Annotated in this window: 12 protein-coding genes; 4 read left to right on the plus strand and 8 right to left on the minus strand. The window is 71.0% G+C overall.

Translation table 11 applies throughout. The features are described from left to right. Positions 1–223: 223 nt before the first annotated feature. From WHN02_RS09145 to WHN02_RS09170, 6 genes are all read right to left on the minus strand, one after another. Positions 224–1,408: an osmoprotectant NAGGN system M42 family peptidase gene (locus tag WHN02_RS09145; RefSeq protein WP_434742934.1), complete on the minus strand. Its 1,185-nt coding sequence runs from the start codon at positions 1,406–1,408 to the stop codon at positions 224–226. Beyond that, positions 1,405–3,306, minus strand: a complete 1,902-nt coding sequence (ngg, locus tag WHN02_RS09150) for an N-acetylglutaminylglutamine synthetase (RefSeq protein WP_434742935.1) — start codon at positions 3,304–3,306, stop codon at positions 1,405–1,407. Before ngg ends, WHN02_RS09145 begins: the two co-directional genes overlap by 4 nt. Before the next feature lie 2 nt (positions 3,307–3,308). After that, positions 3,309–5,093 (minus strand): N-acetylglutaminylglutamine amidotransferase, encoded by a 1,785-nt coding sequence (locus WHN02_RS09155; RefSeq protein ID WP_434742936.1) that lies wholly within the window; start codon positions 5,091–5,093, stop codon positions 3,309–3,311. Between the two features lie 371 nt (positions 5,094–5,464). After that, positions 5,465–5,557, minus strand: coding sequence for a type II toxin-antitoxin system RelE family toxin (locus WHN02_RS09160; RefSeq protein ID WP_434742937.1), 93 nt, complete (start codon positions 5,555–5,557; stop codon positions 5,465–5,467). Positions 5,558–5,760: 203 nt separating this feature from the next. Beyond that, entirely contained in the window at positions 5,761–6,423 is a 663-nt protein-coding gene (msrA, locus tag WHN02_RS09165; protein WP_434742938.1) for a peptide-methionine (S)-S-oxide reductase MsrA, read from the minus strand. Between the two features lie 123 nt (positions 6,424–6,546). Continuing rightward, positions 6,547–6,969: an HIT family protein gene (locus WHN02_RS09170; protein ID WP_434743884.1), complete on the minus strand. Its 423-nt coding sequence runs from the start codon at positions 6,967–6,969 to the stop codon at positions 6,547–6,549. A gap of 93 nt (positions 6,970–7,062) precedes the next feature. Here WHN02_RS09170 and WHN02_RS09175 point away from each other — a divergent pair, with 93 nt between their 5' ends. From WHN02_RS09175 to ilvA, 4 genes are all read left to right on the plus strand, one after another. Then, positions 7,063–7,545, plus strand: coding sequence for a hypothetical protein (locus tag WHN02_RS09175; RefSeq protein ID WP_434742939.1), 483 nt, complete (start codon positions 7,063–7,065; stop codon positions 7,543–7,545). A 405-nt stretch (positions 7,546–7,950) separates the two neighbouring features. Beyond that, complete coding sequence (locus tag WHN02_RS09180) at positions 7,951–9,093, plus strand: cystathionine gamma-synthase (protein ID WP_434742940.1); 1,143 nt, start codon at positions 7,951–7,953, stop codon at positions 9,091–9,093. Between the two features lie 16 nt (positions 9,094–9,109). Beyond that, on the plus strand, positions 9,110–10,510 hold the full coding sequence (locus WHN02_RS09185; protein WP_434742941.1) for an amidase: 1,401 nt from the start codon (positions 9,110–9,112) through the stop codon (positions 10,508–10,510). Between the two features lie 38 nt (positions 10,511–10,548). Continuing rightward, positions 10,549–11,775, plus strand: coding sequence for a threonine ammonia-lyase (gene ilvA / locus WHN02_RS09190; RefSeq protein ID WP_434742942.1), 1,227 nt, complete (start codon positions 10,549–10,551; stop codon positions 11,773–11,775). 93 nt (positions 11,776–11,868) lie between these two features. Here the strand turns inward: ilvA and greA are convergent, their stop codons facing one another. Further along, on the minus strand, positions 11,869–12,369 hold the full coding sequence (greA, locus tag WHN02_RS09195; protein WP_434742943.1) for a transcription elongation factor GreA: 501 nt from the start codon (positions 12,367–12,369) through the stop codon (positions 11,869–11,871). Between the two features lie 147 nt (positions 12,370–12,516). Continuing rightward, positions 12,517–12,957: a DUF4307 domain-containing protein gene (locus tag WHN02_RS09200; protein ID WP_434742944.1), complete on the minus strand. Its 441-nt coding sequence runs from the start codon at positions 12,955–12,957 to the stop codon at positions 12,517–12,519. Positions 12,958–13,075 lie beyond the last annotated feature (118 nt).

Raw genomic sequence — 13,075 nt, forward strand, 5'->3', positions numbered from 1 at the left:
TTCACTGTCGAGGACAGCGGCTAGCGGACAGCCACCTCACGAGTCCGATTGCTATACAAGTCTGGACCACCTCCTTTCCCGTGTACCGCCACGCTACCCACGATCAGGCCCCCTCCGGTACTGATTTTTCGCAGATTCCGGTCGAGGTGGGGAAGGTCACGGACAGTGATCGAAAGGTCGCGGGTCGACGTGGCGGCGGCCGGGTGGAGCCCGCCCGGCCGGGTCAGTCGACCCCGATCGGCCCCGCCTTGGGGCCGTCCTCGTCGGCCGACTGGACCGACAGGGACGGGAAGTCCGCCAGGTCGCCCTCCGGCTCGGCGTCCCACTCCGGGAAGACCAGGTCGCTCTGGAGGTAGAGGCAGAGGAGTTGGGTCAGGTGACGCAGCCCTTCCAGGTGGGTGCGTTCGTGACCATGGGTGGCGTCGACCCCGACGCCGAGCAGCGCCACCCGGGCGTGCGCCCCGGCCTCCACCGCCGCCGCCAGGTCGGAGCGGTAGTAGTCGAAGACGTCCCGGACCAGGTTGACGTCGTGTGCGGCGGCGATCTCGGCCAGCTTCCGGGTCAGGTGGTAGTCGAATGGTCCCACCTCGTCGCTCATGGCCACTGTCACGGCGTCCTCGCGGGACTGTCGTCCGGGGCCGACCACCGCCGCGTCCACCGAGACGATCTCGGCGACGTCCGGGTCGAGGCCGTGACTGGCCCCGTGTCCGATCTCCTCGGTGACGGTGACCAGGAGGTGAGCGGTCACCCCCGGGGTCACCCCGGCGTCGACCAGGGCCTTGAAGGCGGTCAGGACCGCAGCCACCCCGGCCTTGTCGTCCAGGTGCCGGGACTTGAGGTAGCCGGTGGGAGTGAAGACCGCAGCGGGCATCATCGCCACGAAGTCGCCGACGTCGACACCGAGTGCCCGGAGTCCGGCGGCGTCGGAGACCCGTTCGTCGACGCGTACCTCGATCTGGTCCCAGCCGACGCCCTGCTGGTCGACGCCGTCGTTGTACCGGTGCCCGCTGGCCTTCAACGCCAGGACCTGACCGGTCATCACCTGGTCGAGGTCGTCGGTGAAGATCCGGACGTGGGCACCCTCGACGAAACGGGCGCTGTGGGTCCCGACGGACCTCACCTCCAGTCGGCCGTTCTCCTTCAGCCGTTTCACCATCGCCCCGATGGTGTCGGTGTGTACCACGAGAGCCCGGTCGGCCCCGGTGTCGCGGGGGCCGGGGAGGTGGGCCTTGAGGGCGCCCCGACGGGTCAGTGTGGAGGGGATCCCCAGCGCCGAGAGTCGTTCACCCACGTACTGCTGAATGTGGTCGGTCCGCCCCGACGGGCTGGGGATCTCCAACAGTTCCCACAGCACCTGCTGCAGGTAGTCAAGATCGATCTTAAGGGGAGAGATGTCGCGTACCGTCATTCTCCCGATGGTGCCGCACCGGCCGGAGACCACAACCGCTGCGGTGCTCTCGTACCGGGAAACAGCAGGTCGACGAAGCGCTCGGCGGTCGGCTGGGGTTCGTGGTTGGCCAGCCCCGGGCGCTCGTTGGCCTCGATGAAGACGTACTCCGGCCGGTCGTGGGCGGGCACCAGCAGGTCCAGCCCGGTCACCGGGATGTCCAGCGCCCGGCTGGCCGCCACGCACGCCTCGACGATCGCCGGAGACAGCTCCTCGGTCACGTCGTGGATGGTCCCACCGGTGTGCAGGTTGGCGGTCCGGCGGACGGTGAGCAGTTCACCCTGGGGCAGGACGTCCTCCATCGCGTACCCGGCCTCGTTCACCACCTCCCGGGTCATGTCGTCGACAGGGATCCGGGACTCACCGCCGGTGGCGGCGGCCCGCCGACGGCTCTGCCGCTCGATCAGCTCCTCGATGGAGTGGACCCCGTCCCCGGTGATCGCGGCGGGACGGCGGACGGCGGCGGCCACCACCTCGTGGTTGACCATGATGACCCGGAGATCCTCCCCGGTGCACATCTCCTCGATCAGCACCTCCGGGCAGAACCGGGCGGCCAGGTCGACGGCGTCGGCCAGCGCCTCCGGGGTGCGTACCCCGACGGTGATGCCGTTGCCCTGCTCACCCCGGGCCGGCTTGACCACGACCGGGCCCGCCTCGGCGAGGAAGGCCGCGTCCCCGTCGTCCCGGGTGGCGGTCCGACCCCTGGGTACGTCGAGCCCGGCCGAGGTGAGGATGCGTCGGGTGACCCGCTTGTCGTCGCAGCGGCTCATCGCCACCGCCGACGTCAACTCGGACAGCGACTCCCGGGTGTGCACGGTCCGTCCCCCGTTGCTCAACCGCAGCTCACCCCAGATCGGGTCGGTGACCTCGACCCGGATGCCCCGCCGCATCGCCTCGTCGGCGACGATCTTCGCGTACGGGTTGAGCTCGTCGTACCCCTGTGGGGTGGCCGGGAGGAAGAGCCGTTCGTTGATCGGGTTCTTCCGTTTCACGCAGAGGGTGGCGGTCCGGTAGAAGCCGAGCCGCTCGTAGAGCCGGATCGCCCCGTCGTTGTCGGCCAGGACGGAGAGGTCCACGAAGGACCGCCCCCGGTCGGTCAGCCGGGCGGCCAGCTCCAGGAGCAGAGCCTGACCGGTCCCGGGGGGCGCCTGGTTGAAGTCCACAGTCAGGCACCACAGGCTCGCCCCGTTGTCGGGGTCTCCGAAGACCGCCACGTGGTCGACGCCGGTGATGGTGCCCACGATCTCCCCGGTGGGTGTCTCGGCGACGAGGTGCAGGAACCGGTCGGTGCCGGCGTTGTCCACCAGGACCTCGACCGGGGCGGTGACCATGCCGTTGCGGGCGTAGATCCGGTTCACCGCGTCCCCGTCGGCCACGTCGCGCAGCCGCCGGATCCGCAGCCCGGGGACGTCCCCGTGCTCGGCCGCCTGGGCGGTCTCCTCGACGGCCGGACGACCCGGGTCGCCGATGCCGTCCGTGCCGTCCGGGGCGTCGCCCCCGCTCACCCGGCCCGGGCCGAGGGGAAGCCGGAAGGTCAACGAGGGGTCGATGAACAGCTCGTCCGGCAGGCGGGACACCAGGACGTGGGGGTCGCGCAGGTAGATGCAGATGTCCCGGGCCCCGGCAGCCTCGGACCGCAGGACGTCGGCGACGGCGGCCTGGTCGGTGAAGGTCTGCCCGAAGACCAACCGCCCCCACCCGCAGTCGAGTACCACGCTCGGTTCGTCGGCCGGGTGCTCGCGGTGGGCCACACCGTTGAGCGGGGCCACGGGGTCCCCGCCGGGGCCGACCCGTTCGTACCTGCGTCGGGCGCGTGTCCGGTCGGTTCGTGCCACGCCGGTCGCCAGGGTGTCAGTCACGGTCAGTCGATTCCGTGACTCTGGAGCCACATTTCCAAGAGTCCGAGCTGCCACAGCTTGTTTCCGTTCAACGGGGTGAGTTCGGCGTTCGGGGCGTCGAGCAGGTTCTTCACGTAGTCGGGACGGAACAGGTTCCGCCGCCGCGCCTCCGGGGCGGTGAGCGCGTCGTGGACCCGGTCGAGGAGCTTGTCCTCCAGGTGGGTGAGGCCGGGGACCGGGAAGTAACCCTTCGGCCGGTCGATGACCTCGTGCGGGAGGACCCGTCGACCGATCTCCTTCAGGACGCCCTTGCCGCCCTGGGCCAGCTTCAGCTCCGGCGGGCAGGTCGCCGCGAGCTCGACGAACTCGTGGTCGAGGAAGGGGACCCGGGCTTCCAGGCCGTGGGCCATGGTCATGTTGTCGACCCGCTTGACCGGGTCGTCGGTCAGCATGATCTGGGTGTCCAGGCGCAGGCCGGCGTCGACAGCCGTCTCGGCCCCGGGACGGGACAGGTGCCCGGCCACGAACTCCCGGGCCGGGTCGCCGTCGGCCAGCCAGGCCGGGTCGAGGACCCGGGCCAGCCCCGCTGCGTCCCGGTCGAAGAAGGCCGAGGCGTACGTGTCCAGGGCGGCGTCGCGGTCGACCCGGGCCAGCGGCGGGTACCAGTGGTAGCCGCCGAGGATCTCGTCCGCCCCCTGGCCGGACTGCACCACCTTGACGTGCCTGGCGACCTCCTGGCTCAGCAGGTAGAAGGCCACGCAGTCGTGGCTGACCATCGGCTCGGCCATCGCACCGACGGCGGCCTCCAGCGGGCCGACCAGGTCATGGGCGGCGACCCGGATCTGGTGGTGGTCGGTGCCGAAGGTCTTCGCCACCACGTCGGAGTACCGGAACTCGTCGCCCTCCCGGCCGCCCACCGCGTCGAACCCGATGGAGAAGGTGGACAGCCCCCGCTGCCCCTCCCCGGCCAGCAGCGCCACCACCAGGCTGGAGTCCAGCCCACCGGAGAGCAGCACACCGACAGGCACGTCGGCGACCATGCGGCGCCGTACGGCGGTGGTCAGCGAGTCCGACAGGGCGTCCTGCCAGTCTCGCTCGGTCCAGTCGGCCCGCTCGGGGACCCGGAGGAACGAGGGGGACCAGTAGACCCGCTCGTCGACCCGGCCGTCGGGCTCGTAGACCCGGACGGTGGCCGGGGGAAGCTTGGAGACCCCGCGCAGGATGGTCCGGGGCGGCGGCACGATGCTGTGGAAGCTGAGGTAGTGCGCGAGCGCGACCCGGTCGATGGTGGTGTCCACGCCGCCGCCCGCGAGCAGGGCGGGCAGGGTGCTGGCGAAGCGCACGGTGGTCGGGGTCTCGGTCAGGTAGAGCGGCTTGATGCCGAGCCGGTCCCGGGCCAGCACCAGTCGGCCGGTCGCCCGCTCGGTGATCGCGACGGCGAACATGCCGACCAGGTGGTCGACGAAGTCGGTGCCCCACTCGGCGTACGCCTTGAGCACCACCTCGCTGTCGCCGGAGGAGAAGAACCGGTGGCCCCTGCTCTGGAGCTCCGCCCGCAGCTCCTGATAGTTGTAGATGCAGCCGTTGAAGACGCCGGTGAGTCCGGCACCCGGATCCACGATGGGCTGGCCGCTGGCGGCGGAGAGGTCGATGATCTTCAGCCGGCGGTGGCCGAGCGCCACCCGCCCCTGGGACCACATCCCGCCGTCGTCCGGTCCCCGGTCGCTCATCGTCGCCGCCATGCGTTCCACGGCCGACACGTCGGCGCGGGAACCATCTCGTCGGAACTCTCCTGACAGTCCGCACATGGAGGAAATGCTGCCAGCGGTGCCCGAACATTGCCCGTTTGGTTGGTGACAGAGGAACTTCTATTTGATATAGTAGAGATTTTTTTGGCGGACTTGGCTAAGCGGGGGTTGAAGTTGGTCGCGTGGTGAAATGTCAGCCTATGTGGCGCTCTGGCTGTGACAAGAGCCACCGATCCGGGATCTTCGATCCAGCCCGTCCCGGCGCAGATCCACCCCCGAAGAAACCCCTGGTCGAGTGGTGTTCGTCGGTCAGTAGGCGCCGCACACGACGTCGGGCGGTCGACCAACACCGTCGGTCGACCGCCCGAGTTCACTCCTCGAAGAATGCCCGCTTCCTCACCCGTTCTGCCCGGATCAGCCCCGCCTTCGAATCAACGCGACCGGTAGGCGTCGGCGCGGTGTTCCATTGCCGTCACGGTCACGACGCGGTCGTCCTCGTCGATCTCGTAGAGGACGCGGTACATGCCCCGCCTGGCCGACCAGGTGCCTCCGAACGGCGGCAGGAGAAATGCCGCGAGTTCGTCGGCGTCGAGGACGTCGCCGGCTTCGACTGCGGCCTTGGATTATGGGCCAACTTCCGGCCGAAGCTCATCCTGTCCACTCGACCGCAGACACCCGAAACCCCCGGCACCCACGCGGGTGCCGGGGGTTTCGTCGATTCAGGCGGTCACACGCCGGTCCGGGCCACCCCGACCGGGCAGCTGAGCCCGTTCGGGCCGTGGTTGCAGTAGCCGTCCGGGTTCTTCGACGGAGCCAGGTACTGCTGGTGGTACGTCTCGGCGAAGTAGTAGTCACCCAACCGGTCGATCTCGGTGGTGATCTCGCCCTTCCCCGCCCGCGCCACGACCGGTGCGAACGCGTCCCGGGACGCCTGCGCGGTGGCCAGTTGGTCGTCGGTGGTCACGTAGATCGTCGAGCGGTACTGGGTGCCCACGTCGTTGCCCTGGCGCATGCCCTGGGTCGGGTCGTGGTTCTCCCAGAAGACCTTGAGCAGATCCTCGTAGCTGATCGTCGACGGGTCGTACGCCACCTGGACCACCTCGGCGTGCCCGGTCCCGCCGGAACACACCTCCTCGTACGTCGGGTTCGGGGTGATCCCACCGGCGTAGCCGACCGAGGTGGTGACGACCCCCGGCAGCGTCCAGAACAGTCGCTCCGCGCCCCAGAAGCAGCCCATTCCGAAGACCGCGACCTGGGTGCCCGGCGGGAACGGCGGCTTCAGCGGGGTGCCCAGCACCTCGTGGCGGTCGGCGACCGGCATCGCCAGCGGGCGACCGGGCAGAGCCTGGTCAGGGGTGGGTAGATCGGCCTTCATGCGGCGAAGGAACACGATGGAACTCCTTTCGTACCTCTCCCCGCGTGCAACACCGGCGGACCCGGCTTCCTTACCCGCCCCGCTGCGGCTCAGGCCCCGGCCAGGGCTGCGGTCTGAGGCCCCGGCCAGGGCTGCGGCTCAGGCCCCGGCGGTCAGGGCTGCGGCGATCCGGGCGGCGTACCCCTGGGCCTCGGTGTCGTCGGCGTAGCGGGTCCGGGGCCAGAAGAACCCGCGCAGCCCGTCGCCACGGGTCCGGGGGACGACGTGGGTGTGCAGGTGCGGCACCGACTGGGACACCCTGTTGTTCATCGCCACGAAGGTGCCGCCGGCCCCCAGACCGGACTCCACCGCCAGCGAGATCCGCCGGACCAGAGCGAAGTAGCCGGGCAGCGTCGGGGCCGGCAGGTCGCCGAGCGTCACCAGGTGACGGCGGGGCACCACCAGGACGTGCCCCTTGAAGACCGGTCGGGTGTCCAGGAACGCCACCCCGTCCGGCTCGTCGGCCACCCGGGACGCCGGTGCCCGCCCGGCCACCACCTCGCAGAACACACACCCGTCCACCTCCGGCAGGGTAACGGGCACCGGGTGACTCGACGACTGAGGAATCACGGCGATCCACTTGCCAAGACATCTGAATAAGTTCAGAATTCAGGCGTGGCGGCGACGAGAGAAGTTCAGTGGAGCGAGTTGCAGCGAGATCCCAAGAGCGTGGCCGCGCTAGCTGATTCGGGGGACGTCCGGGTCCGCAGACGGGACGGGGCGGCGCTACTGCTGACCCGGGAGGACCGACTCGTGGCGGCCGGTGAGGGAGCGGTGGCCGCTGCCCGAGCCCTTCGGAACGCACTGGCGCACCTACCTCACGAGGTTGCCGTCGAGGTGCTGACGGAGGAGTTTCCATGGCTCGGGCTCCTACCGGAGGCTGATCTTCCTCAGTTCGTCACCGACTTCGTCACCGCGGCGCGGATCTCGGCCGACTTGGGGGAGTGGTCGGTTCTGGCGCAGACGATCCGGGAGTGGAAGGCCACTGCCGCCGTCTACACAGACCCCGTCCTGGTACGGGAACTCAGCGAGCCCCTGTCCGAGGACCACGGTCCCGTGCCCGGCCCGGGGAGTGAGGGTGGGAGCCAAGCGTGGTGACCGGGTCGCACCGCCGGGGCGACCCGGCGGGTGGGAGGCCCGCTTCGCTACCTCGGGGGCGGCTAAGGGGTGGGAGCAGCTCTGCCAGTCCGCCCGGTCCAACACCTGGGAGGCCTGGGTCATCCTCACCGAGCGGCCCACGCAGCCGGACGACCCTTCACGACAGCATCGCCTGAGAGGACCGTTGGCCAGCCGGCAGGTGAGAGCGGGCGGTCTCTGCTCCAGTGGCAGTACGAGGTGACCGCAGGAGGACGGATCTGGTACTGCCCGGATCCGGAACGCCGGATCGTCTGGATCGTCGCGGCGGGGCCGTCCCACCCGAAACCCACCGAGTGAGGTAGCTCGCCGGTGGAGCTGTCGGAGTCCGGCGGCGGTGACCGCGTGGCGGGCACTAGCCTCACGGGAATGAGTCACGGCTTCGAAACTCTCGCCATCCACGCCGGTCAGGACCCGGAGGCGCGGACCGGCGCGGTGATCCCCCCGATCTACCAGACCAGCACGTACGCCCAGGACGCCGTCGGCGCCCCCCGGTTGGGCTACGAGTACAGCCGGTCGGGCAACCCGACCCGCGACGCCCTCCAGGAGTGCCTGGCCGCGCTGGAGGCGGGCCGGGTGGGTCTGGCGTTCGCCAGTGGTCTGGCAGCCGAGGACGCCCTGCTGCGGACGGTCTGCGCCCCGGGTGACCACGTGGTGATCCCGGACGACGCGTACGGCGGGACGTACCGGCTCTTCGCCCGGGTGGCGCAGCGGTGGGGGCTGGAGTACACCCCGGCGAAGGTCTCCGATCCGGACGCCGTCCGGGCCGCGATCCGACCCGGCAGTACGAAGATCGTCTGGGTGGAGACCCCGACCAACCCGCTGCTCGGCATCGCCGACCTCGCCACCCTGGCGGGCGTCGCGCACGACGCCGGGGCGCTGCTGGCTGTGGACAACACCTTCGCCTCGCCCTACCTGCAACAGCCGCTCCTGCTCGGCGCCGACGTCGTGGTCCACTCGACCACGAAGTACATCGGTGGACACTCCGACGTGGTCGGTGGGGCGCTCGTCGTCGCCGACCCCGACCTCGGTGACGAGCTGCGCTACCACCAGAACGCGATGGGGGCGATCAACGGCCCGTTCGACGCCTGGCTCACCCTGCGGGGGACCAAGACCCTCGGGGTACGGATGGACCGGCACTGCGACAACGCCGAACGGATCGCCTCCTACCTGGACGGGCACCCGAAGGTGGCTCAGGTGCTCTACCCCGGACTCCCGTCGCACCCCGGCCACGAGATCGCGGGCAGGCAGATGCGCCGCTTCGGTGGCATGATCTCCTTCCGGGCGACCGGGGGCGAGGAGCACGCCGTCGAGGTCTGCAACAGAGCGAGGCTCTTCGTTCTCGCCGAGTCGCTCGGCGGGGTGGAGTCCCTGATCGAGCACCCGGGTCGGATGACACACGCAAGCGCGGCCGGGTCGCCGCTTGAAGTTCCCGCCGATCTCGTGCGACTGTCTGTCGGCATCGAGACGATCGACGACCTGCTCGCCGATCTGGAGCAGGCGCTGGGCTGACCGCTGGCTGGGGAGGATGGCCGTGCAGGACATCATGCCGACCTGGGTCGGGGCGACCGCCAAACAGATCGCCCGGGGCGTACGACGTGGAGACGTCTCGGCGACCCAGGTCGTCGCCGACCACCTGGACCACGTCGCCACTGTGGACTCCGAGCTGGCCGCGTTCCGCGCGGTACGGGGCGGGGAGGCGGTCACCGAGGCGGAGAAGGTCGACGAGCAGGACGATCTGGCGAATCTTCCGTTGGCCGGTGTGCCGGTCGCGGTCAAGGAGAACACCCCGGTCGCCGGGCTGCCCACCTGGAACGGTTCGGCGGCGGTGCGTACCTCCGTCGCCGAGGCCGACCACGAGGTGGTCCGGCGGCTGCGTGGTGCCGGCGCGGTGATCCTCGGGGTGACCCGGATGCCGGAGCTGGGCCTGTGGGGCAGCACCGACGACGAGACCGGGTCGACCCGTAACCCGTGGGACCTCACCCGGACCCCGGGCGGCTCGTCCGGCGGGGCCGCCGCGGCGGTCTCGGCCGGGCTGGTGCCGATCGCACACGGCAACGACGGGCTGGGGTCGATCCGGATCCCCGCGGCCTGTTGCGGGCTGGTCGGCCTCAAGCCCGGCCGGGGTGTGGTCCCCTGCCAACTCGGCGCGGACGACTGGTTCGGCCTCGCCGAGCACGGGATGCTCGCCACCACCGTCGCCGACGCGGCCGTCGGGTTCGCCATCCTCGCCGGGCGGCGACCGGAGACGCTGGTGCCCCCGCAGCGGCTGCGGGTGGGGGTGTCGCTGCGTTCCCCGGTGGTCGGGGTGCAGCCCGACGCGCCCAACCGGGACGCCGTCACCACCGCCGGTCGGCTCCTGGCCGCCGCCGGACACGACACCCTTCGGGCCGATCCGGTCTACCCGACCGCGTTGGGCCTCCAGGGGCTGGCGACCTGGTTCGCGGCGGCGGCGGTCGAGGTCCAGGCCAGCGGGGTGGCACGGGGCAGCCTCCAACGGCGCAGCCGTCGACACATCGCGCTCGGGGACTGGGCACGACGTCGGGGGTACGTCCGGGAGGCCGACCGGGCCGCCTGGCGGGACCGCTCGATCGGGTTCTTCGCCGACCACGGTGTCGACCTGCTCCTCACCCCGGCCCTGGCCGGCACCCCGCCGCAGGCCGACGGGTGGTCGGGGCGGTCCTGGCGGTCCAACATCCTGACGAACGTCAGGTACGCCCCGTACGCCGCGCCGTGGAACATGGCCGGTCTGCCCGCCCTGGTGGTGCCGGTGGGGCGCCGTCCGGACGGTCTGCCGGCGGCGGTGCAGCTGGTCGGGCCGCCCGGGTCGGAGTTGTTGCTGCTCGGGGTCGCCGGTCAGTTCGAGCTGGCCGCCCCCTGGCCCCGGCACGCCCCCGGCTACCCCCGGGTGCCCGCCACCACCCCCTGACCGGCCGGCCCGACAGGGCCTGGTGGACCATCGGGGGCATGACGGAACTGGTCGGCCTCGACGACGTACGGGCGGCACGGGAGCTACTCACCGGTGTCGTCCGGGAAACCCCGCTGGAGCCCTCCCGTCCGCTGAGCGCGGCGCTCGGCGGGCCGGTGTGGCTCAAGTGCGAGAACGTCCAGCGTGCCGGGTCGTACAAGGTGCGCGGGGCGTACGTGCGGATCTCCCGACTGTCGAGGCGGGAGCGGGACCGGGGGGTGGTGGCGGCCAGCGCCGGCAACCACGCCCAGGGGGTGGCGCTCGCCGCCGGGCTGCTCGGCGCCCACGCCACCGTCTTCATGCCGGTGAACGCGCCGCTGCCCAAGGTCGCCGCCACCAAGAACTACGGTGCCCGGATCGAACTGGTCGGCAACACCGTCGACGAGTCCCTGGTCGCCGCCCGGGACTTCGCCGAGCGGACCGGCGCGTTGCTGATCCACCCCTTCGACCACCGGGACGTGATCGCCGGTCAGGGCACTGTGGCGTTGGAGATCCTCGAACAGTGCCCCGACGTGCAGACCATCGTCACCGGCGTGGGCGGGGGTGGGCTGGTCTCGGGGATCGCCGTGGCGGCCAAGGCGCTGCGTCCCGACGTCCGGGTGGTGGGGGTCCAGGCGGCAACCGCGGCGGCGTTCCCACCCTCGCTCGCGGCGGGGGAGCCACGGGCACTGTCGGCCTTCTCCACGATCGCCGACGGGATCGCGGTCGGCTGCCCGGGTGAGATCACCTTCACACACGTCCGGGAACTCGTCGACGAGATCGTCACAGTCACCGAGGAGGACATCTCCCGGGCCCTGCTGATGCTGCTGGAGCGGGGCAAGCAGGTGGTCGAACCGGCAGGTGCGGCCGGGGTGGCGGCCCTGCTGGCCGGGGTGGTGGAGGTGGAGACCCCGACGGTGGCGGTGCTCTCCGGCGGCAACATCGACCCGCTGCTGCTGCTGCGGGTGATCGAGCACGGGCTCGCCGCCGCCGGCCGCTACCTGCGGGTGACGGTCCGCTGCTCGGACCGGCCCGGTCAGCTCGCCTCGTTGCTGGCCCAGATCGCCGAGCACCGGGCCAACGTGGTGGACGTGGTGCACCAGCGAGCCAACCCGCACCTGCACCTCGGCGAGGTGGAGGTGGCGCTGTCGGTGGAGACCCGGGGGATGGAACACTCCGACGCGCTGATCAGCGCCCTGCGGGCCAGCGGTTACGAGGTGGGTCTGCTCGGCCAGGGAGCCCGGTGACCTCCGAGGGGGCCGGAGGTCACCGCCGGTCCGGTGGGGCCGGTTCGGCCCGGTGCCGCGCGGCCGGTGGGCGGCGGGGCACCGGGACCGGCGTCAGCCGCCGAACGGCTCGAAGCTGACCACGGTGACCTTGATGTCGGCCCCGCTCGGAGCGGTGTAGGTGACCGCCTGGCCGGGCCGGGTGCCGAGGATCGCCTGACCGAGCGCCGACTCGGGGCTGTAGACGGTCAGGTCGGTGGTGGCGGAGATCTCGCGGGAACCGAGCAGGAAGGTCTCGGTGTCGTCCGCGTCGTCGTCGAAGTAGATCGTCACGACCATGCCGGGTGAGATCACGTCGGCGGTCGGCGCCTCCCCCACCTGGGCGGTGCGCAGGAGCTCCTGGAGGTAGCGGATGCGCCCCTCCTGCTTGCCCTGCTCCTCGCGTGCAGCGTGGTAGCCACCGTTCTCCTTCAGGTCGCCCTCCTCGCGCCGAGCGTTGATCTCGGCGGCGATGACCGGCCGGTTGGCGATCAGCTCGTCGAGCTCGCCCTTGAGGCGGTCGTGCGCGTCCTGGGACAGCCAGGTGGCGGGCGCCTTGTTGTCAGTGGTGGACACAGGCGGTCTCCTCAGTTGTGCGGTACTGGCTGACAGGTGAACATCCAAGCTACCAGTGCGGCGCACCTGAGGGTGTGGTCGATCACCGGCCGTCGCAAACCGGGCTCGGGCTCCCGCCGGGCCGCAGGCGGGGCGTCCGGACACGCCTCAGGCCGGTTCGCGGCAGCGCATCACCTCACCGATGAAGGGTCGACTGGTGGTGGTCAGCCGGTGGCGGGCGGTCAGGTGCTGCTCCCCGGGGGGCGCGTTCACAGTCACCTGTTCCCGGGCCACCTCGAAACCGTCCTTGTCCCGGGCCCGGAGGGTGCAGATCGCCGATCCGCCCTCGGGGACCGTGACCCGGAAGTCGACGAGGATCTGGTCGTCGGTGATCTCGGTGTAGGTGATCACCTCGGCGTCGTACACCGGGTCGCCGTACATCCGGTACTGCTGGATCGAGACCAGGGTCAGCCCGGCCACCACCACCGCCACGGCGAGGCCGATCAGCAGCGGGCGGCCCCGACCTCGCCGGGGATCGCGCCGGCGACCATAGCGCCCGGAAGGGAAATTCGGGGCACCGGAGGAGATTGTGGCGTGCGTCTCGTTCACCGGTCGGCATCTCCTGGCGTCGTTGTCGGCGGCATCGGCAAGAATGGCTGCGAGTCCATTCTCCCAGCCCGGGACTGAGCCAAGGATGGCAGGTCGTCCCCGCCGGGTGGGCACAGAC

This window comes from Micromonospora sp. SH-82, assembly GCF_051132485.1.
In the GTDB taxonomy this organism is placed as follows: Bacteria; Actinomycetota; Actinomycetes; order Mycobacteriales; family Micromonosporaceae; genus Micromonospora.

Excerpts from the sequence above, each read along its gene's own strand:
- WHN02_RS09185 (WP_434742941.1), top strand. The coding sequence starts at position 9,110 with ATGGCCGTGCAGGACATCATGCCGACCTGGGTCGGGGCGACCGCCAAA.
- WHN02_RS09160 (WP_434742937.1), bottom strand. The coding sequence starts at position 5,557 with ATGTACCGCGTCCTCTACGAGATCGACGAGGACGACCGCGTCGTGACC.
- WHN02_RS09145 (WP_434742934.1), bottom strand. The coding sequence starts at position 1,408 with ATGACGGTACGCGACATCTCTCCCCTTAAGATCGATCTTGACTACCTG.
- WHN02_RS09180 (WP_434742940.1), top strand. The coding sequence starts at position 7,951 with ATGAGTCACGGCTTCGAAACTCTCGCCATCCACGCCGGTCAGGACCCG.
- WHN02_RS09155 (WP_434742936.1), bottom strand. The coding sequence starts at position 5,093 with ATGTGCGGACTGTCAGGAGAGTTCCGACGAGATGGTTCCCGCGCCGAC.
- ilvA (WP_434742942.1), top strand. The coding sequence starts at position 10,549 with ATGACGGAACTGGTCGGCCTCGACGACGTACGGGCGGCACGGGAGCTA.